The organism is Orenia marismortui DSM 5156, from assembly GCF_000379025.1.
GTDB classification, from domain to species: domain Bacteria; phylum Bacillota; class Halanaerobiia; order Halobacteroidales; family Halobacteroidaceae; genus Orenia; species Orenia marismortui.
This window is the reverse complement of record NZ_KB900622.1, coordinates 72,245-93,743: the sequence shown is the minus strand read 5'-3', so window position 1 is coordinate 93,743 and position 21,499 is coordinate 72,245. Positions and strand designations below refer to the sequence as shown.

General features: G+C 29.7%; 20 protein-coding genes. 15 read left to right on the top strand and 5 right to left on the bottom strand.

Annotated elements, in window-relative coordinates; all coding sequences use genetic code 11:
- Window positions 1-93: 93 nt before the first annotated feature.
- The 10 genes from OREMA_RS0112615 to OREMA_RS0112570 all read left to right on the top strand — a co-directional run bounded on the left by OREMA_RS0112615 (window position 94) and on the right by OREMA_RS0112570 (window position 9,875).
- Entirely contained in the window at window positions 94-1,167 is a 1,074-nt protein-coding gene (locus OREMA_RS0112615) for an IS30 family transposase (protein ID WP_018249625.1), read from the top strand.
- A gap of 242 nt (window positions 1,168-1,409) precedes the next feature.
- On the top strand, window positions 1,410-2,048 hold the full coding sequence (locus OREMA_RS0112610) for an MBL fold metallo-hydrolase (RefSeq protein ID WP_018249624.1): 639 nt from the start codon (window positions 1,410-1,412) through the stop codon (window positions 2,046-2,048).
- An 81-nt stretch (window positions 2,049-2,129) separates the two neighbouring features.
- Entirely contained in the window at window positions 2,130-3,416 is a 1,287-nt protein-coding gene (locus OREMA_RS0112605) for a glutamate--cysteine ligase (RefSeq protein WP_018249623.1), read from the top strand.
- Between the two features lie 13 nt (window positions 3,417-3,429).
- On the top strand, window positions 3,430-4,752 hold the full coding sequence (locus OREMA_RS0112600) for a glutathionylspermidine synthase family protein (protein ID WP_018249622.1): 1,323 nt from the start codon (window positions 3,430-3,432) through the stop codon (window positions 4,750-4,752).
- Between the two features lie 38 nt (window positions 4,753-4,790).
- Window positions 4,791-5,570: an enoyl-ACP reductase FabI gene (locus OREMA_RS0112595; RefSeq protein ID WP_018249621.1), complete on the top strand. Its 780-nt coding sequence runs from the start codon at window positions 4,791-4,793 to the stop codon at window positions 5,568-5,570.
- 294 nt (window positions 5,571-5,864) lie between these two features.
- On the top strand, window positions 5,865-6,659 hold the full coding sequence (locus OREMA_RS0112590) for a YdcF family protein (protein WP_018249620.1): 795 nt from the start codon (window positions 5,865-5,867) through the stop codon (window positions 6,657-6,659).
- A gap of 93 nt (window positions 6,660-6,752) precedes the next feature.
- Window positions 6,753-7,124, top strand: coding sequence for a hypothetical protein (locus tag OREMA_RS0112585; RefSeq protein WP_018249619.1), 372 nt, complete (start codon window positions 6,753-6,755; stop codon window positions 7,122-7,124).
- A 326-nt stretch (window positions 7,125-7,450) separates the two neighbouring features.
- Window positions 7,451-7,591, top strand: coding sequence for a spore coat protein (locus tag OREMA_RS18880; RefSeq protein WP_018249618.1), 141 nt, complete (start codon window positions 7,451-7,453; stop codon window positions 7,589-7,591).
- A gap of 176 nt (window positions 7,592-7,767) precedes the next feature.
- A complete protein-coding gene (locus tag OREMA_RS0112575; RefSeq protein WP_018249617.1) occupies window positions 7,768-9,180 on the top strand; it encodes a D-alanyl-D-alanine carboxypeptidase family protein in 1,413 nt (470 codons plus the stop codon).
- A gap of 203 nt (window positions 9,181-9,383) precedes the next feature.
- A complete protein-coding gene (locus OREMA_RS0112570; RefSeq protein ID WP_018249616.1) occupies window positions 9,384-9,875 on the top strand; it encodes a ferritin-like domain-containing protein in 492 nt (163 codons plus the stop codon).
- Between the two features lie 204 nt (window positions 9,876-10,079).
- On the opposite strand, the gene OREMA_RS0112565 is transcribed toward OREMA_RS0112570, so the two are convergent.
- The 3 genes from OREMA_RS0112565 to OREMA_RS0112555 all read right to left on the bottom strand — a co-directional run bounded on the left by OREMA_RS0112565 (window position 10,080) and on the right by OREMA_RS0112555 (window position 14,290).
- Entirely contained in the window at window positions 10,080-11,780 is a 1,701-nt protein-coding gene (locus tag OREMA_RS0112565; RefSeq protein WP_018249615.1) for a methyl-accepting chemotaxis protein, read from the bottom strand.
- 523 nt (window positions 11,781-12,303) lie between these two features.
- On the bottom strand, window positions 12,304-12,948 hold the full coding sequence (locus tag OREMA_RS0112560; protein WP_018249614.1) for an undecaprenyl diphosphate synthase family protein: 645 nt from the start codon (window positions 12,946-12,948) through the stop codon (window positions 12,304-12,306).
- A gap of 424 nt (window positions 12,949-13,372) precedes the next feature.
- Window positions 13,373-14,290, bottom strand: a complete 918-nt coding sequence (locus OREMA_RS0112555; protein ID WP_018249613.1) for a patatin-like phospholipase family protein — start codon at window positions 14,288-14,290, stop codon at window positions 13,373-13,375.
- Between the two features lie 214 nt (window positions 14,291-14,504).
- Here OREMA_RS0112555 and OREMA_RS0112550 point away from each other — a divergent pair, with 214 nt between their 5' ends.
- Complete coding sequence (locus tag OREMA_RS0112550) at window positions 14,505-16,190, top strand: carbon starvation CstA family protein (RefSeq protein ID WP_018249612.1); 1,686 nt, start codon at window positions 14,505-14,507, stop codon at window positions 16,188-16,190.
- A 46-nt stretch (window positions 16,191-16,236) separates the two neighbouring features.
- Here OREMA_RS0112550 and OREMA_RS0112545 read toward each other — a convergent pair whose 3' ends face one another.
- Window positions 16,237-16,920: a M14 family metallopeptidase gene (locus tag OREMA_RS0112545; protein ID WP_018249611.1), complete on the bottom strand. Its 684-nt coding sequence runs from the start codon at window positions 16,918-16,920 to the stop codon at window positions 16,237-16,239.
- A gap of 231 nt (window positions 16,921-17,151) precedes the next feature.
- Between OREMA_RS0112545 and OREMA_RS0112540 the strand changes: the two genes are divergently transcribed.
- On the top strand, window positions 17,152-17,805 hold the full coding sequence (locus tag OREMA_RS0112540) for a hypothetical protein (RefSeq protein ID WP_018249610.1): 654 nt from the start codon (window positions 17,152-17,154) through the stop codon (window positions 17,803-17,805).
- A gap of 198 nt (window positions 17,806-18,003) precedes the next feature.
- Window positions 18,004-19,401 carry an asparagine--tRNA ligase gene (asnS, locus tag OREMA_RS0112535; RefSeq protein ID WP_018249609.1) on the top strand — a complete coding sequence of 466 codons (1,398 nt, stop codon included), beginning with the start codon at window positions 18,004-18,006 and terminating at the stop codon, window positions 19,399-19,401.
- A gap of 200 nt (window positions 19,402-19,601) precedes the next feature.
- Here the strand turns inward: asnS and OREMA_RS18710 are convergent, their stop codons facing one another.
- Entirely contained in the window at window positions 19,602-19,754 is a 153-nt protein-coding gene (locus OREMA_RS18710; protein WP_018247432.1) for a ribbon-helix-helix domain-containing protein, read from the bottom strand.
- A 45-nt stretch (window positions 19,755-19,799) separates the two neighbouring features.
- Between OREMA_RS18710 and tnpB the strand changes: the two genes are divergently transcribed.
- Complete coding sequence (gene tnpB / locus OREMA_RS0112525; protein ID WP_018249608.1) at window positions 19,800-20,948, top strand: IS200/IS605 family element RNA-guided endonuclease TnpB; 1,149 nt, start codon at window positions 19,800-19,802, stop codon at window positions 20,946-20,948.
- Window positions 20,949-21,054: 106 nt separating this feature from the next.
- Window positions 21,055-21,498, top strand: coding sequence for a hypothetical protein (locus OREMA_RS0112520; protein WP_018249607.1), 444 nt, complete (start codon window positions 21,055-21,057; stop codon window positions 21,496-21,498).
- Window position 21,499: the final 1 nt, after the last annotated feature.

Below are 21,499 nucleotides of genomic sequence, written 5' to 3'. Positions count from 1 at the left end.
CACAAGTAGATCAAAAAATAAAAAGTGACACATAGAAATACCTCATATATAATGTTAAATAACCACAAATAACATAAAGTGAGGTATTAAAATATGTGTCAAAATAATTATAACAGAAAAAGTAAAAAAGGAAAACACCTAACTTTGGAAGATAGGAAAATAATAGAGCATTTATATAATATTCAAGGTAAGAAAGATAAGGAGATNGCAAAAGAGTTAGGAAAACATAGAACAACAATAAGTAGAGAGCTTAAGAAAGGTGAATTAAAATTATTAAATTCTGATTATACGACAAGAATAGAATATGATGCTGAAATAGCGCAAAAAGTCTATGATAAAAATGCTACAGCTAAAGGAACTAAGATAAAAATAGCTAAGGAACATGAGTTAGCAAGATTTATAGAAAGAAAAATAAAACAAGATAAATGGTCTCCAGAAGTAATTGCTAATCAAATACAGGAAGATGAAAAATTTGAAATTAAGCTACATTGGAAAACAATATACAATTATATAGACAAAGGTATCTTGATGGTAAATAGAGATGAGTTAGTCTATGGTAATTATAAAAAGTCTAACGGTACTAAAAGACAAGAAAAGGAATCAACTAAGAGGAGAAAAGATGGCAGAAGGATATCAGATAGACCTGAGGAAGCTAATAAAAGAACAGAGTTAGGTCATTGGGAAATGGACTTAGTAGAAGGTAAAAAAGGAAAAGGAGAGCCATTCTTACTAGTTTTAACAGAAAGATATAGTCGAAAAGAGATAATAGAAAAAATATCTAATAAGACTCAAGAAGCAGTTATAAATGGATTAGATCGAATTGAAAGAAGAATAGGNGTAAGAAGGTTTAGAGAGTTATTTAAGACGATAACAACAGACAACGGGCGGGAATTTTATGATTATGAAGGAATAGAGACTTCATTTACAGGAAGTAATATACCAAGAACTAATCATTACTATGCTGATGCCTATTGTTCTTGGCAAAGAGGTAGTAATGAAAATTTAAATAAGATGATTAGAAGGTTTTTGCCAAAAGGAAGCAGTTTTAAAGATATTAGTACGAGTGAGNTTAAAAATATTCAACAATGGATGAATAACTACCCAAGAAAGATGTTTGATTTTAAAACTTCGAATGAAGTTTTTGAAAATAAATTAAAAGTAGCTTAAAAGTTTATATTATATGGGGTATAAGTGTTTTAGAAAAAAACGTGCATTTTATATTGCAATTCTCATATTATTTAATCTAAGATTTTTTCTTATTTAAGATAAAGAGTTTTTGATATAATAATTATATTATCCTGATTTGGTATAATTAATATTTATTAATAGCTGTATTATTAATCAAACTAATAATAATTAATTTAATTACAATCGAGTTAATTGCTATTTTTGAGATAGGAGGTAATCTGTTGAATTTAAAGAGGTTTATAGTAGGTGTAGGTGATGTAAATTGTTATATAATAAATGATAGAAATAATGTAGGTCTAATAGTAGATCCAGGTGGCGATAAGAAAAAATTAATTAATTACATAAAGGATAATGATATTGATTTAAAGGCTATTGTTTTAACTCATTATCATTATGATCATATATTAGCTGTAGAGGATTTAAAAGCAGAGTTTAATTTAGACGTATGGATTCATGAAGAGGATGTAGAAGGATTATCTGATGCAGGAATAAATTTATCAGCTGATCGTCCTGTTAAAAATATTAATATAAAAGCAGATAGAGCATTAAAAGATGGGGAAAATATTTGTATAGGAGAGATGGATCTTGAGATAATTCATACTCCAGGTCATACTCCTGGAGGTATTTGTATTAAAGTTGAAAATACACTATTAACAGGAGATACTTTATTTAAAGGTTCGGTAGGTAGAACCGACTTATTTGGAGGAAGTTATGATAAGTTGCTTGATTCAGTAATTAATAAATTATTACCTCTTGATGATAACCTGAGAGTATATCCTGGACATTATCTTTCAAGCAAGTTAGGGATAGAAAAGAAGAGAAATCCAAAGATACAACGAATGTTAAGGCTAGTAGATTGAATTTGATTAAACTATAACTTATAGTTTAGATATTAATATTAAGTTTTAGTTTAGTTATATAATATGGGGTGAGATGAGATTATGGGTGCTAAGTTGTTAAGAGATAAATTACTTAATTATTTTAAAGCTGGAGAAGGTCAAATAGAGAGTATTGGTACTGAGATAGAACATTTTATAGTTGAAAAAGATACTCTAAAAACAATTAGTTATCAAATAGAAGGTGGAATAGAAGAAATATTAAAACTATTAGAGGAGAAAGGTTGGCAAGGGGAAGAAGAGCAAGGTAAGTTAATAGGTTTAAAATCTTCACAAGCTGATATAACTTTAGAACCTGGAGGGCAATTTGAGGTAGGAATACGTCCTCAAAATAGTATTGAAGAATTAGAGAATATATATTTTGATTTTTTAGAGGATGTAATACCTATATTAGAAGCAAAAAATTATTATTTAATTACCTTAGGTTATCAGGTAGATAGTAAGATTTCTGAGATAGAGTGGAATTCTAAAGAACGATATAAAATTATGTCTAATTATTTAGCTAAGACTGGGAAATATGCTCATAATATGATGAAGGGTACTGCTGCTTTACAAGTTGCCTTAGATTATAAGAATGAAGAAGATTTTATTCGCAAATTTAGAATAGCTAATACTTTATCTCCAGTTTTGGGGAGTATATTAGATAATTCCCCCTTTTTTGAAGGGAAAGTATATGATAAACAAGCCTTAAGAACTAAAATATGGTCTAATACAGATAATGAAAGGACTGGAATTGTTCAAGAAGCTTTTGATGATGATTTCGGTTATGAAAAGTATGCAGATTATATTTTAAGCAGAAAACCTATTTTGATTAAAAGTAATGATCAATATATTGCTACTTTTGAAAAGAGTAACTATGATATTTTTATAGAAAGAGATTTGGGCAAAGAAGAGCTAGAGCATATATTAACCATGGTTTTTCCTGATGTTAGAGCTAAACAGTTTATTGAAATTAGAATGGCAGATTCTTTGCCTCCTAAGTATAGTTTTGCAGTAATAGCTTTATGGAAAGGTTTATTTTACAATTCATTAAGCTTAGAGAAGGTATATCAGTTTATTAGACAATTTAGCTTAGAAGATGTTTTAAAGGCTAGAAAAATGATTATGAGTAAAGGGATTGAAGCAAGTTTAGGAGAATATAAGATGGTAGAAATAGGTGAGCTCCTAATAAACTGGGCTCAAGAAGGTTTAACTAATGGAGAAGATAGATATTTAGAACCGCTAATAGATATAATAAATAATAAGAAAACATTAGCCAATAAAATTAAATCTCGATTAAACAATGGCAAAAAATCATCAATTCGAGATTGTATTTTAAATTCAATGGTTTAAGGAGGATAGATAAGTGGAAGAAGTTTTTTTGAAGTATAAGGATATATTAATAAAAGATATAGAAAAATATTATAAAGATTATCAAAAGATTTATGATAATTTAGAAGATTCTCCTGCTTATTATCATGGTAAAGTAATTCCTATTTTATATCAACCTCTCTTTTTTGACAATAAAGAAATTAAAATTTTTAAAGAATTAACAAATAAGTTAACGGTTATCCTAAATAAAGTAATAGATAGATATCTATCAGATTCTGATTTTCGTTCTTATTTTGGCTTTTCTAAACAATTAGAAGAATTAATTCTTAGTGATCCAGGTTATAGTTCTAACTTTCCAATGGCTAGATTTGATATTTTCTATTTTGGGGATCAAGGTTTTCAGTTCTGTGAATTAAATGCTGATGGGTCTTCAGGTATGGTTAAGACTAATACGTTAGAAAAGTATTTTTTATCGGCTAAGGCTATAGAGGAGTTGAAAGAGAACTATAAAATTTCTTATTGTGAGCTCTTAGAAAGTTGGGTTGATACTCTATTAGATAATTATCAGGAGTTTAATCCAGAAGATAAGCGTCCTAACATAGCTATAATGGATTTTAGTGGCTATGGAATGGTGGCTGAATTTGATTATTTTAAGGCTTTAATTAAAAATAGGGGTTATGAAGTTGAAATTGTTGATCCACGAGAAGTCGAATATCGTGATAATAAGTTATATTATGGTGATTTTAAAATTGATTTAATCTATCGTAGAGCTGTAACTATGGATCTAATGAAACATTATGATGAAATAGAAGATTTGATAAAGGCTTATCTTGATTCTAATGTTTGTTTGGTTGGTCCAATTAGATCGCAAATTATTCATAATAAGATTATTTTTTCGATTTTACATGATGATGAAAAGGTATCTTTTTTAACTGATAATGAACGGTCATTTATTAAAGATCATATACCTTATACAGCTATTGTTGATCCTAAAGATGAAGATATGTTAAAATATATTAGTAATAATCAAGAAAATTTGGTATTAAAACCAATGGACCTTTATGGTTCAGAAGGGGTTAGTATTGGAAGAGATTTGAGTAAAGATGAATGGAGTTTGAAGATGAATGAAATTAATGGTAAAAGTTATTTGATTCAGGAATTCTGTCAGGTTCCAGAAAGAGAAATGGCTGTTTTTGAAGGAAATAAATTAGAGTTTGAAGATTTCAAATATACATTAGGACTTTTTATTTATGATCAAGAGTTTCAAGGAATTTATACTAGAGCTGGTAAAGATAATGTAATTGCTAGTGCAACTGGTTGTGTTACTTTACCTAATTTAACTATAAAGAAGAAATAATTTATAGAGTAATTACTATATTATTGGAGGTGCCTATTATGTCTACAGGAATAATGGAAGGTAAAAAAGGTCTAATTATGGGAGTTGCTAATAAGAAATCAATTGCTTGGAAGGTTGCTGAGCGTTTGAATGAAGAGGGGGCAGAATTAGCTTTTACGTACCAAAATGAGAAGATTGGAGAAAGAGTAATACCTCTTTTTGAAGAGCTTGGCTCAGAATTTTATAGAACATTGGATGTAAGTAATGATGATGATTATGAAAAGGTTTTTAATGAATTATCACAAGCATTTGATGGAGAATTAGATTTTATTGTACATGCAATTGCTGGAGGACCAGCTAAAGAGGATTTAAAAGGAATGTATTTAGATACATCAAGGGCAAGTTTTTTAAGAGCAATGGAGATTAGTGTGTATTCTTTTGTTAAGGCAGTGCAATCAGCTTATCCAATGATGAAAGATAATGGTGGAAGTGCTATTACTATGAGTTATTATGGTGCTGAGAAGGTTGTTCCAAATTATAATGTGATGGGAGTTGCCAAGTCTGCTTTAGAATCTTCTGTAAGGTATATGGCTGATGATTTAGGAAGAGATAATGTTAGAGTTAATGCTTTATCTCCTGGACCTGTATTAACTAGAGCGGCTAGTGGAATTGGAGAATTTAGAACTTTACTTAAGGAATTTGCTGCTAAAGCTCCATTAGAACGATTAGTAGAAAAAGAGGAGATTGCAAGTAGTGCATTGTATCTGTTAAGTGATTTATCTTCAGGAGTAACTGGAGAAGTAATTCATGTAGATTCTGGCTATCATGTTGTTGGATAAAATTAAATTCAGTTATTCAAAAAGATAGGTGCTAGCACCTATCTTTTTTTATTAATTTTGTCTTTAGTTTAAGTATGATTTTATAGAAAGATAATACTACACTTCAGTAGCTAGTTACTATTGACGAGTAACCACTAAATAACTTAACTTGTTACCTGTTACTATCTTTAGACTTGGATATTTATATTATTATTCTAAATTTAATAAATAAAAATATAAAGGAAAGAAAGTAATAAAACTAGAATTTAAAACTATAAGCTAAAATATAGACTAAGACCTTAAGGAGTGAATTAGATGTATTATATTTTTAGAAACTTCATTTCAAATTTATTATTGCCGCCTGGATTTTTTCTATTATTATTGGTAATTTTAGCGATAATAATTTATAAGAGAAAAGAGGGTTATGGTTATTATAATAGTAAAAGAAATATCTATTTTATTATAATGGTCTTGTTTATCTCTATTTATTTATGTAGTTCTTATTTAGGAGAGATGATTATGGTTAGACCCCTAGAGAATAATTACTCTCCTGTAGTTATAAATAAGTTATCTAATAAGGAAGATATAAAGACAGCAATTGTAATTTTAGGTGGAGGAATAAATAGAGGTACACCTCGTAATGAAGAGATTGCTCAAAAGGCTTTGAGTAGACTTTATGAAGGTTTTAAAATACACCAAGCTACAGACTATGATATAGTTGTAACTGGGGGTGTGCCCCCTACAGTAGAGGGTAGTTCTGAAGCAAAGATCATGAAAGAAATTTTAATTGATTGGGGAGTGAATAGGAAAGATATAATCATTGAAGACAAGGCTTTAACCACTTGGCTTAATGCAATTAATACTACTAAAATTTTAGATGAAGCAGGGTATAAGAGGATTTTACTTGTTACTAACGCTATTCATATGAACAGGTCTATTTATTCCTTTAAAAAGAATTGGGACTATAAATTAATAGCTGCTCCAGCTACTTATTTAATAGAATCTAAAGTTGGATTTTTAAGGTTTTTGCCTAATAGTAATTCTTTAGAGAAATCTTTACGCGCTATTCATGAATGGGTTGGATTATTATGGTACTATATTTCTAAATAAAAACTATAATATTCATTTTAAGGTTATATATTCCTTGTTCTATAAATAAAATAAAATGAGATAATATAAAAATATAAGGGGGATAGAGAATATATGCCTGAAATTAAATTAGAGTCTAAAAGTAAAGAAGATGCTTTGATGGATATTGTACAGTCTACTGCTTTAGAGAAAGCAGCATTAGCAGAACTATTTAATGCCAGTGCAGAAGAAATGAGAAATGTTATGAAATTAGAAGATATTACGGTAGATAAATTAATTAATTTTCAAGGCAGTCTAGATACGATTATAAAAAATGGTGTAGAGGTACAAAAGTTATTACAAAGTGATATGAATTCATTATTTCAACAAGGTCAAAGTTTAGCAGCATTGGAAGAAGAGGTATTTGAAGTTGAAGAAGAGATTAGTGAAGAGATTATAGATGGTAAAAAGAGAATTAAAAAGACTATAACCAAGAAGAATAAATAGAAGATATTATTTTTAAGCCCTCAGGAGATTAATTCTTCTGGGGGCTTATTATTTATATTTTTACTTTTAGCTATGAATAAGTTGATTGGTTTATAGAAAGTATATTAAATGTGAGAAAGACACGTTTTATTATATATTAAAGTAGAATAGTTAAATCAAGGTGCTGAAGTCGATATGAAATTAACAGTTCCTGAGTTGAAGAGCTAATTTTCTACTTACAGGTCTGAGAATAAAGCTAGTAAAGCTCTTAAACTTAAAACAGATAGTTACAGATTGGAATATAGTTATTTCATACCTACTAACGTTAAAAAGAGCTGGTAGAGAGTATGCTTAGGACGCAATGGAAATTACTAAGCAGACTTAGTTTTTTAGAAGATGCTTTTAGAATGAGCTTACACCATGCTTATGAAGTATGGAGATGGATGAATCAAAAGGGATATTATCCAGTATATTTTGCTAAGCAATAAGCTGTGTAAACATGTATCAGACAATAGGCAAGTCTGAGTTTTAAATTCAATAAGTATTATTCTAAAATTTTGATCTTCAATTATAAATCTTAGATTATTAAATTTAAATTGATTAAAACTATATAATTATATAGTTTAATTTATAGCAATGAATAATCAATCTTGGTGGTGAGAAAATGGATTATTTCAATGGACATAAGATAATTAAAGTTGAAGGGGAATACACGGTAGTTTTATATTTGGATCAAGAATTAAATGAATTTGCAGAAGGTTTTGAAGATATCACAAGTCAGGAAAAGAAGAGTTTAGAGAATAGAATTAAAGAGTATATTCATACCAAACTACCAGATCTTAAGGTTAAAACAGTAAATATTATGTTAGGGTCATTACTTGTAGCTTCACTTCCTTTTGCTAATATTAACTTGGCCAATGCAGTTGAAAATAATCAAGCAGAGATGCAAAGTCTGTTCAATACTTATACAGTAAAACCAGGTGATACATTATATAATATTGCTAAAAAATTCAAGACTACTGTTGTTAAATTGAAGTCACTTAACAATTTAAATAAAGATATAATTTATGTTGGACAAAAGTTAGTGGTACCTGAAAAGAGAGCAAGCAGTTATATAGTACAAGCAGGTGATACTTTATACAATATTGCCATAGAACATAACCTAACTGTTGAGCAGTTAAAATTGCTTAATAATTTAGAAGATGATTTAATTTATATTGGTCAAGAGCTATATATTCCAAATAAAGCTAAGGTTGAAATTATTAATGCTTTACCCGATGAGACATTTAGTTTTGGGAAGCAGGGAGAGGGAGTTCTAAAAATACAGCAGGGATTAAATAGTTTGGGATATTCAATTATTGAAGATGGTATTTATGGAGCAACAACTAAGAAAGTAATTTTAGATTTTCAAAGTCAATATGAAGAACTAATAGAAGATGGAGTATATGGATCCAAGACAAGGTATTATTTGCAGCAAGCAATACTTACTGACCATATTATTGTATCAGATCCAAGTGATCTGTTAGTGGTAGTAAATAAAAATAATAGTCTTCCTTCTGATTATATTCCTAAAAATCTTGTTGTACCTGATGTCCCTTTTCCATTTGAAGAATTTCATCAGAAGAAATTGATGAGAGAGGATGCTGCTAAAGCACTTGAAACTTTATTTAGACAAGCTAAAAAGAAGGGCATTGAACTATATGCTACCTCAGGCTATCGATCTTATAATCGTCAAAAAGCAATTTTTACTTCAAAAGCAATGTCCCAAGGTTTAGAAAATGCTAATAAGTTTAGTGCTAAGCCAGGTGAGAGTGAGCATCAGACGGGCTTGGCAATGGATGTAACTAGCTCTAAAGTGAATTTTAGTTTAACTCAATATTTTGGAGATACTAAAGAAGGAAAATGGCTAAAAGATAATGCTCATAAATTTGGTTTTATTATTCGTTATCCACAAGGAAAAGAAGGGGTTACCGGATATGAATATGAACCTTGGCATCTTCGTTATGTTGGAGGGGGTTTATCAGAAGAAATTGCATATAATAACTCAACTTTAGAAGAATATCTAGGAATGGCTTGATGATTAATAGCTAGAAAACAGAGGGAATTATTCTCTCTGTTTTTTTAATTAAGCCAGATATTAAATTAGTATTTTTCATAGATATTATAGAGAAAGATTAATTTTAATTATATCTTGTTATGCTAATAATTGACATAAGTAATTATATTTATTATAATATTACTAAATGCTAATAGTTACTAATATTGCAAAGGGGGATTTCTATGAATATCTATGAATTTGCTATTGACTTTGAACAAGAGAATAGAGATTATTATCAGAAATGTGCTGAGCAGACCAAGGATGAAAATTTAAAAAGAATCTTTAATTATTTGACAGAAGAAGAAAAGAAGCATGAAAGAATTGTGAAGCAACTAATGAAAGAAGAGTCTGTTGGTGAAATTGAATCTGATATTTTGCCAAAGGTTAAGAAAGTCTTTAATGATATTGTTGAGAATATATCTATTAATACAGAAGAGCCACCACAAGAAGATATAAGCGTTTATAGAAAAGCTGTAGAGATGGAGCGAAGTAGCTATGAATTTTATAAATCAAAAGCAGAAGAGCTAGATGATTCATCAATTAAGGATAACTTTTTGAAGTTAGCTAAAGAAGAAAAACGCCATGAGATAATAATGGATAATATAGTTGAACATTTGGAAAGACCACTAAATTGGATTGAAGATGCAGAGTTTAATCATTTAGAGGCTTATTAAGAGGTTATTAATCAAATACTATAGTAGAAGTAGATTGAATTTAGGATTTAATCTATTATCTTAATTATATTAAAGTGTATTCTTTATGTTTATAGGCAATATAATCAAATTAAATTTATCTGATCTAATCAAAAATAGGTTTAGCAGTTGCTAAACCTATTTTTAATTAATTTTAGTTAGACATAATAAGATGAATTTTAGCAACTAAAATTTAAATTTATCAACTAATTTTGATAGCTCTGTAGACATTATTGCTAATTCTTGTGAGGAACTAACAATTTCTTGGGTAATAGCTGATTGTTCTTCGCTAGAAGCAGATACTTCTTCAGTATTAGCTGCAAATTCTTCAGTTACTGAAGATATATCATCTACGGTGTTTTTAATGTCATGACTCTTATCATTCATAATATCTATGTTAGAAGTTACACTTTGAATAACCTCATTTAGCTTGAAAGTAATCTTTTTAATATCCTTAAATCTATTTCCAGTATCTTCGATTGATTTAACACTATCATTAACTACTAATTCACTATTTTGCATCTGTTTTACAGCTTTAGCAACTTGATTTTGAATATTTCCGATTAATTTAGCTATATTACTAGTAGCTACTGAAGATTCTTCAGCTAATTCTCTGATTTCATCAGCTACAACAGCAAAACCACGTCCATGTTCTCCAGCTCTTGCTGCTTCAATAGCTGCGTTTAAAGCCAATAAATTGGTCTGTTCTGCTATACTACCGATTAAATTAACTATTTCATCAATTTTTTTGGAATGTTCTCCTAAAGAAAAGATGATTTCAGAAATATCTTTAGAACTAAGTTTTACTTTGTTAATTGTTTCAACGGAATGTTCAATAGCTTGATTACCTGACTTTACATCCTCTAAAACATCATTATAAATTTGTGTCATACTTGTAGTTTTATTCTCAATACTTTCAATTTCAGAATTCAAATCTCCAATATTAGCTGATATATTTTCAATTTGAGAAGAATTTTCTTCAGCACCAGTAGCTATTTCTATAACAGATTTGGTGATCTGACTTGAACCCTCGCCCATCTGTTCTCCTGCAGCAGATAATTCTTCACTAGAGGCTGTTAAGTTTTCTACAGATTCACTAATATTCATTACCATTTCTTTTAAATTCTTAGACATATTATTAAGTGCTGCTCTCAACTGTCCAATTTCATCTTCAGATTTCACCTCTAATTTTTCAAGCTCTAAATTACCTTCAGCTATTTGATTAGCAAAGTTTGCTGCTTCTATCATTGGATTAGATAACTTAAGTGCAACAAAGTAGAAGGCAATGATAATTAATACAGATATAACTGAACTAAATAAAAGTACATGGTTAAAAGTTTCAGATATCATTTGATCAACAAATTCTTTAGAAGCTCCTACATACCAAATTCCGATAATATCTCCTTGAGCGTTTTTAATAGGTGTATATCCAGTCTGATAAATATGCCCTACTACATTAGCCTCTCCATAATAGTCTCTACCTTCTTTTAAAACTCTTCTTTCAACTTCCTCAGAAACAAAGGTTCCTACTTGTCTTATGCCATTTTTCTTAACATTTGTTGCTACTCTCTTATTCTTAGCGAAAATTGTTACTGTATCGTTGGTTAAATTACCTATGTGGTCTACAATAGCAAAATTATTATTAATTAATACTTCCCCTTTATATAGCTTATCACCTTCAAGACGCCAATCTCCTGGAAATTCTTTTTCAATAATATCATAACCTGTTGCTAAGTCTGTTTCTACCTTAGTGATTGCTACTTTTTTGGCTTGATCGGTAATTACAAGTTTGACTACAAATAAGCTTGCACCTAATAGTAATATTATGCTAGTGATAATCATGAATAATAGTTTCATTTTTAAAGACATTTTCTTAATTGATTTCATTAGAATCCCTCCCCTTAGATAAGCTACTAAAAATAATTAATTAATATTAATATTGATTATATTAATAATTCTTCGTTTATTTACTAAAATCCTTTGAAATTAAATATTATTAAATGATAATTTATTAACAATACTAAGGTTTAATAAAGAGCTTTAGTATAAAGGGATAGGAGTATAATAGTATAAGAAGAATAATATTATTCGAGTGAATATCAAAAGATTGATCTGGAATTTATTTTAAGAAGTTATAATTTAGGTTTGGAAATCTGATAGAAGTTAATAGAGATAGATAGAAAAAGTAGGAGTTGTAAAGAAGATAATAGAGTCATCTAATCTTAAAATAAAATCTAAGTTAAAGTAAAGTTAGATGAGAGTGACTATTAAGCAGTAGATAAGATAACTTGCACATGTTATTATTACGTTATGTGAATATGGTTTTATATTTAAAGTAAATTCTAGGGTTATATGTCTATAAAATATAAAGTTTTATTTAAGAAAGTAATTAGGTAGTTGAAATAAATTTTCAACCACCTAAAGTAATATCTTGTTGCTTATACCAGTCAAGTGCATCATAAAAATGTTGAGGTTCAAAATCTGGCCAATAGCTATCAACAACGTAAAAATCTGAGTAAACTGATTGTGCTGGTAGAAATCCACTGAGTCTTCTTCTTTCTCCCCAACGAATTATTAGATCAATTCTTGAGATATCTCTTGATTTTAGAGATCCTATAATGCTTTTTTTAGATTTCCCATCTTTTGCACTTAAAGCGCTTAGATCCCAATGCCATCCATAGTTAACTAGCAGATTAACTTTCATACCTCCTTGACCAAAATTAATTCTTTTGGTATAAGGTAGTAATTCTTCTGGAAACTTATCTGACTCGGTATTACCTAAGACTAACAAAGAAGTATCTTCTTGGCTTAGTAACTTTACAGCATTAATACATTCTTGAGTAAAGGCTTTAGTTTGTTCATTCTTTCTTTTTGTATTGTCCATAGTAAATCCATAATAAGTTAACTCCTTAACACCTATTTCTTGACATAATTTAAATAACTGTAATCCTGGAAGAAGACCATGATTGTATCCTTCAGACTTTGGCAGCCCATTTTTTACAGCCCAACGCCTATTTCCATCAGGGATTACTCCAATATGATTTGGAATTCTCATTTTTGTTCCCTCCTGCAATAAATACTAAAGTTATTATCATCATTTTGAGTAGATATTATTCTTGAATAGTTATAATTTCTAGAGTTATTGTTGATATTTAACACAAGAAAATTATTGTCTTTTATGATAGAGATTGCGACACTTTTTATAATGGAGAATTGATAATTTATAATTAAAAGATTTCAAACTGAAAAAATTTTTGTTTGAACAAAGCAAATATTATCTAGGACTAATAGTAACAATGTAATGTTTGAATTAAAACTTCTATATTTCTTAACCTCAATAGGTGTTGATTGTGGAGTGAGCTCTGCCACGAAGGGTTATTTCCTCAAACCCGGAGGTATAATTTTTTTCTTACTTTTTTAAAAGTAAAAAATGCTTCTTTATACTCAAAATGCATAATTATCCCTATAATTTGAGAGCTTCACAACCAATTTTCTTTAATCCAATTGATTACAGGAGTTAGATCCTCTTTTTCTGCTAATTCAATTAAATCAGGAACTTTTTCATAATCATCAAGGTCAATGTGATTTACTAAAGTAGGGTTTAAACGAAAATAATTATCTCCTAAGAGTTGTGAAAGAAAATATACATCTACTTCTGTTGCACCATCTAATAATATTTCTAAAAGTGGAAAGGAAGTAGGAGAAAAAGGATTAAATGTCCATTGTATGATACCCCAGTTTTCAGTATCCTCGGTAATTTTATTATTACTAAATCCTGTGCCAATGGATAATAGACTTATATTGTCAAGCATTTGGTCACCGGCTTGAGAGTCTTTTGCAAAGGCTAAAGCTGATGTACTTGGATTATTAATTACTACTCCACCATCGATATAATTATTATGAGAGGGAAAATAGGTGGGTGCTGCACTGCTAGCAAGTGCTACATCTAAAACCGATGTATTTGCATTTTCAGAGTTAGGAAAGTTGTTAAAGAATGTTGGGCACCAATTATTATATTTATCATTAAATATTTTAAATGAGGGAATGACAACTTTTTTGTTTAATCCTTTTAAAGTTAATTCTTGAGGAAAGATATTATTTAGTATAGCTTTTAAGTTATCATTATCATAACGTGGTATGAGTAAATTTATTCTAGGAAAAGAGAATATTGACTCTAGATTTTCTAAGGAATACATATTTACAACATCTTCAGCAGTCTTTCCATAAGCTAGGGCAAGAGCAATAAAAGAACCAGTCGATGTCCCAGCAAATAAGTCAGTTAGCTTAAGTAGTTCTGGTATCTCTTCAGCTAACCTTTTTAGTAATCTTGCAGTTAGTACTCCTTTAACTCCCCCTCCATCAAAACTTATAATTCTGTATTTTGAAATTATCTTCACCTCCTTTGAATTTATTTGATCTAATGATCTTCTATAGATATTTTATTCATGATTAATGAAATATTTTATTCATTTTTAAGATTAAATTTAGATTTTATTAATTTATAATATTAGAAATTATGCATAAATGATTGTAGAAGTGGAATATAAATTAAAAAAGTTAATTTTTATATTAATATCATTTTATTTCCAAAAATAATTAAGGAGGATTTAGATGAATTCATTATTAATTGCTATTCTTACTTTTATTGCTTACTTAATTGCCTATAGACTTTATGGAACTTTTATTAGTGATCGACTCTTTACCCCAGATCCTGATAGCCTTACTCCAGCCCATGAATTTAAAGATGATGTAGATTATGTACCTACTAATAAGCATGTTCTTTTTGGCCACCATTTCACATCTATTGCAGGGGCAGCACCTATTGTTGGACCTGCTATTGCAGTTATTTGGGGTTGGTTACCTGCTTTATTATGGGTAATCTTTGGATCTATTTTTATGGGGGCTATACATGACTTAGGAACATTAATTATATCTAGTAGGAAGAAGGGGAAATCAATTAGTGAAGTTACTAAAGATATAATAGGAACAAGGGCAAGATATTTATTTTTGATTGTAATGTTCTTCTTATATTTGATGGTAATATCAGTGTTTGCTTTAGTTATAGCTACCTTATTTATGAATTATCCTGAGACTGTATTTCCTATTTGGATGGAGATTCCTACAGCAATACTAGTGGGCTATCTAGTTTATCGCAAAAATGCTAATATTAAAGTTGCTTCGTTATCTGCTTTATTATCACTATATATTTTTGTTTTTATTGGACAGTATATTCCTTTTCAAATGCCAGGAATAATTATGGGTAGTCCTTTATTAACTTGGGTATTTGTCTTATTTATCTATGCTTTTATTGCTTCGTTATTACCAGTTTGGACCTTGTTACAGCCACGAGATTTTATTAATTCCCATCAACTATATGTCGGAATGATACTAATGTTTCTTGGAATGTTGGTGGCTAGACCAGAGATTGTTGCTCCAGCAGTTAATACAGATGTAGTGGGTGCTCCCAACTGGATACCTTTCTTATTCATTACAATAGCTTGTGGAGCTATATCAGGCTTTCATAGTGGGGTAGCGTCAGGTACTACTGTTAAGCAATTAGACAATGAAAAAGATGCTAAAATGATTGGTTATGGAGGAATGTTGGCTGAAGGTATGTTATCAATCTTTGCAATTTTAGCTGCAACAGCCGGTTTTGCTTCTAAAGCTGCTTGGACAGAACATTACTCTAGCTGGAGTGCTGCTTCTGGCTTAGGAGCAAAGGTAGGGGCTTTTGTTGAGGGGGCAAGTACATTTATTACTTCTATAGGAATACCAGAAGGATATGCTACAGCAATTGCTGGTGTTTTAATTGTAAGTTTTGCCGGGACTACATTAGACTCTGCTACTAGAATTCAAAGTTATATTATTGGAGAATTAGCAGAAGGGATGGGATTTAAAAAGCTAAGTAAACGTTTACCATCAACATTAATTGCTGTAGCTACAGCTTTTATATTAGCTACAATTAATGGTGGTAAAGGTGGGTTAATATTGTGGCCGCTATTTGGAACTACTAATCAATTGCTAGCTGGATTAACTCTATTAGCTATTACTGTCTATCTATATAAAGCCAAAAAACCAATTCTTTATACAATTATACCAATGATCTTTTTACTAGTAATGACTTCTTGGGCAATGGTAATTAATATACAAAACTATTTAAGTAATCAAAATATAATATTGATTGCTTTTAGTATTTGTATCTTGATATTAGAACTTTGGATGATAGCTGAAGCAATTATAGCATTTAGATTGGCCAAGAATGAAAAATTAGCAAGTTCGGAAGTTATTAATTCATAAAAGAAACAGCTCTCCTTAATTAAGGAGAGCTGTGTTTATAGTTAAATTAATAATCTACTTTAATTCCAAAAGCAAAACCTTGTTTAGATTCAATAGAAGAACCAATGGCTCTATAACTGAGATGAGCTCTAAAGTTATCTATGATTTTAAATTCCATTCCAACTTGACTATCTAAAACCCAGCCACCTTTTTCACGAGGATCATAAGCTATCTCAATATTAGAGAATAAATTACGCTTCTCCCAACGTGAACGACTTAGTAAGCCAAAAGTAAGGTAAGTTTTATTAAGATCTACAGTATTAGTCCCTGCTTGATCAAATACTTCCCCTTCATAGGTTTTCAGTCCGATTTGCACAGCATTAAGAGAATTTGGAGTTACAAACAAATCATGTCTAGGTATATATTGATAGCTAATATCTAGAATAGGACCTGAAAGATTATATTCTGTTTCATCAGAATAACCATCATAACTAGGAACTAAAAAATTCATATTAGGGTCACTACCATCGGAATCTTCTCCATCAGCCATAGTCAATTTAAAATTAATAGAAGAATTTTCGCTAATACCTAAGCCAATTAAAAATGATTGTAAACTTATTCTAGTATCTGCATTAAAATTATCTACTTTAAAAGTATGTTTTCCTTTTCCAGTAGTAAAGGTTGCATAAGAATTATTAGTAAAAATAATTACAAGTACAAGTGTTAAAAAGATTGTTATCTTTTTTTTCATTTAAATATTCTCCCTTCATTAGCTCTTCAATTATAGTATAAATACTATAATTTTAATAAAATTTATACTTAATTATTCGTATATCTCTAATATTCTAGAAGAAGTAAAAATCTCCTTCTTTTTAATTATTATAAAATTACTATCAATAATAAAAGATTTTTTTGCAGGAAAATATTAAATAGAGATAGAATAGATAATTTGAGTAACTTTAAAATTGGAAGGGGTAAGATAATGAAATTAATCAAAAACACTGTACTTTTATTAGTAGTAGGATTGTTTTTAATAATTTTTAGTGGTGTTTCGGCAGCATCAACTTTAAACTTAGGTGAAGAAGTTTATAAATTTAAAATGACAAATGTCAACTCTAATGATGGAGATTATATGCAGTTTAATTTGGGTTATGGTTTAAATAAATATAGTGGCTATGGTTTGTCAATTGTTGCTCCTTATAATAAGGATGATAATCAAGCCCAAGATGACACACAAGATACAGGACAGACTAATCAATCGGCTCAAGAAAGTGAAGATAGTAAAAGTTCTTTTGTAGAATTAGAATATCAATTTATACCAGAGTCTAAGCAAGATGAAAGAAAAGAATTCAATTATGCTTTTAAAATAGGAGGAGTAAGTGGTCATGTCTTTGATGGCTCTGATGCAGGAGTAAAGGCAGGATTTATAATTGAAAAGGAATTTGAAGATAAATTGTTCTATTTTGACGGAGATATAATTAGTGCTTCAACTATGCTTGTTGATGGTGAATTTGGGGTCTGTGGTGAGATAGGAGAAGGTATATTGGGGATAATTGGTTTTAAAGCAATTGTTAGTGATGATGAAGAGTTAGATGTTGTTAGAGGAGTTAATTATGGAATTAGGGTTGACTTTTAAGTGATAGAGTTGATTAGGTAAATAAGTTTCTTCTTAAATTTGTAATATTTGAATATATAATAACCACTAGGGGCGTAATATATTACGCCCCTAGTGGTTATTATAAGAATAAAATATTAAAATAAAAAAAGGAATTATAAAATTTATATAAAATAATATATAGTTGTGATATCTTTGTTAATATTGAGGAGGGTTAAAATGAATTATTTTACAAGAAAGAAAGTAAAAGATATTTTAAGTGGCCAAGTAGAGGATATGTCTAATGTAACTGTGTTAGGTTGGGTTAGAACTAAGAGAGTTTCTAAGAATATTGCTTTTATAGAGATTAATGATGGAAGTACATTAGAAAATTTACAAATAGTGATTTTAAATCCTGAAGAATTTGAAGTATTAAATGATATTAATACAGGGAGTAGTCTAAAGATTGTAGGGTATTTAGATGAGATAAAAGGTAGAGAGCAAAGTGTAGAGATGAAGGCAGAAAAAATAGAGATAGTTGGTGATTGTCCTTCAGACTATGAATTACAGAAAAAGAGACATTCCTTTGAGTATTTAAGAGAAATCGCCCATTTAAGACCAAGAACTAATACTTTTGGCGTGGTTAATAGATTTAGAAGTAAGATGTCATATGCAGTACATAAATTCTTTCAAGAAAGAGGATTTAATTATATTCACACTCCGATTATTACAGCCAATGATACTGAAGGAGCAGGAGAGATATTTAGAGTAAGTAATTTTGATTTAGAAAATCTACCATTAACTGACAAAGGAGAAGTTGATTATAGTCAAGATTTCTTTGGGGAAGAGACCGGTTTAACTGTTAGTGGACAGTTAGAAGCTGAAGTTTTAGCCTCTGCCTTAGGTGATGTATATACTTTTGGACCTACTTTTAGAGCAGAGAATTCAAATACAGCCCGTCATGTAGCAGAGTTTTGGATGATTGAGCCTGAAATGGCTTTCTGTAATTTAGAAGAGAATATGCAGGTTATTGAAGACTTCTTAAAGTATCTATTCAAATATGCTTTAGAAGAATGTAAAGAAGAGATGGCATTCTTCAATAAGTGGATTGCTGATGATAACAGGGTAGAGAAATTAGAAGAGCTTATTGAAAGTGATTTTGATAGGGTGAGCTATACTGAGGCTATTGAAATCTTAATAGAAGCAGAGCAAGATTTTGAATATGATGTCGAATGGGGAATTGATCTTCAGACAGAGCATGAAAGATATCTAACTGAAAAGCATTTTAAAAAGCCAGTTATGGTAACTGATTATCCACGTGAGATTAAGGCTTTTTATATGAGGTTAAATGATGATGGAAAGACTGTAAGAGCAGTTGATTGTTTAGTGCCAGGAATTGGAGAAATTGTTGGGGGTAGTCAACGTGAAGAGAGATATGATGTTTTAGTTAAGATGATGGAAGAAGATAATATGGAATTGGATCAATATGATTGGTTTTTAGATTTAAGGAAATATGGAACTGTACCACATTCTGGTTTTGGTTTAGGTTTTGAAAGAATCTTAATGTATATTTCTGGGATTAATAATATTCGTGATATTATTGCCTTCCCAAGAACTCCAGGCAATGCAAAATTTTAATTTATAAATTTTAATTTATAAATTTTAATAAAAGTAGAGGCTCTTTGAAGAGCCTCTACTTTTATTATTAGAAGGAACGTTTATATTATTGTAGTTATTTAGATATACTAAGCTTAAATAGCTTAGAAGGTGATAGGTCAAAAAGTCTGCTCGCAAACCTCGTGGGCTTGCCCCGAGGATAGAGCAGACGGTCTTAAATTTTATTTTTGGTATTTTTCTCTTACTGCATTTTCAATAAGACTATTAATTGGAATACCAGTATCTTTACTAATATCTCTAACAATATTCATTAATTCTTCATCAATAGTAGTACTAATTTGTTCTCTATTAACTTTGTTCTTAGGTCTAGCCATTTTAAAATCTCCTTGCAGTTTTATATATAAGGAGGTGAGTTGTCAATGACTATCAGAGAAAAAGCCTACAAATTTAGATTATGCCCTAATAAAGAACAGAGAATATTAATCAATAAATCAGTAGGTTGTGCTAGATATGTTTATAATCANTTNTTAGATAAAGCTAAAGAAAATGAATATCAATCATACTCAAAATTTTCTAAACAACTAACTCAACTAAAGAAAGAAATAGAGTGGTTAAAAGAGCCAGATAAATTCAGCTTGCAAAATGCACTTAAAGACTTAGATAGAGCTTTCAAGAATTTCTTTAGTAAAAAATATGATTTTCCTAAATTTAAGTCTAAGAAAAATCCTAAAAACTCCTATCGTACTAATAAATTCACTAGAAGAAGTGGAACTACCAATATTGAGGTTAAGAATAATAAAATTAAATTACCTAAATTAGGTTGGATTAAGTTTAGAAAATCTAAAGAGGTCAAAGGCGAGATATTGAATGTAACAGTAACTAGAACTAATACAGATAAATATTATATTTCAATAGCAGTTAAAGAGAAAATTGAAGAATTACCTAAAGTAGATAAGCAAATAGGAATAGATTTAGGACTTAAAGAGTTTGCTATTATGTCAGATGGTGAGAAGATAGCTAATCCTAGAGTACTAAAGAAATATGAGAAAAAGATTGCTAGACTAAATAAAAGTTTAGCTAGAAAAGAAAAAGGGTCTAATAATTGGTATAAAGCTAAAAAGAAACTAGCTAAGGTTCACGAAAAGGTGGCTAATATTAGACTAGATTTTCTTCATAAGTTGTCAACTAAGCTAATTAAGGAAAATCAACTTATAGCAGTTGAAACTTTAAAGGTGAAGAATATGCTTAAAAATTCTAAGTTAGCGGATTTATCACGTGGGTTTTCAATGAAAACCCTAAGGAAATCCATATCAGATGTTAGTTGGAGTAAGTTTATTGAATTGTTAACTTATAAAGCTAAATGGTATGGGAGGAATTTGGTTAAGATAGATACTTTCTTTGCCAGTAGTCAATTATGTAGCAACTGTGGCTATAAGAACGAGAAAGTTAAAGACTTAAAGATTAGAAAATGGGAATGTCCAGAATGTAAAGATATACACGATAGGGACATTAACGCAAGTTTAAATATCTTAAACGAAGGATTAAAAATAAAGGCAAGTAGCACTTAGGATATGTACCGTTGGACTAACGGGAAGTTACGCTTAGGAGATATGAGTAGTGGGTACACTCTCAGCCTAAGAATCCTCGTGGGCTTGCCCCGAGGAGGGTCAAAGGATGTTCTTTAATATAATTATTGGGTTTATACTACCTTGGATATTGGGATTTAGACTCTATAAGAGAGCTCCTAAAATTATTCTATTTATTGCTCCAATCAGTTCAGTGATAGCTCATATAATTAATGAGTTAGCTGTTCATTATCGTTTTTGGAAGGTTAAGCCTTTTGGATATGGTGATTTTTCTCGTCTGCCCTTTGATATAGGTTTATATGCTGTGCTTGGAAGTTTAGCAATTTATTTGATCCATTATCAAAGAATAAATGAATATTTAGTTGTTTTATTCTTTGCTTTTCTTACTACGATTGGAGAATTGATTATGGTTTTGATCAAGAGAGTGGATTATTTTAAGGGCTGGAATATTTATTTAACCTTTTTTTCTTATTTAATTGCTTATATTTTGGTTTATATCTATTATCAAAAGATAAGAAATCAAAAATTATGAC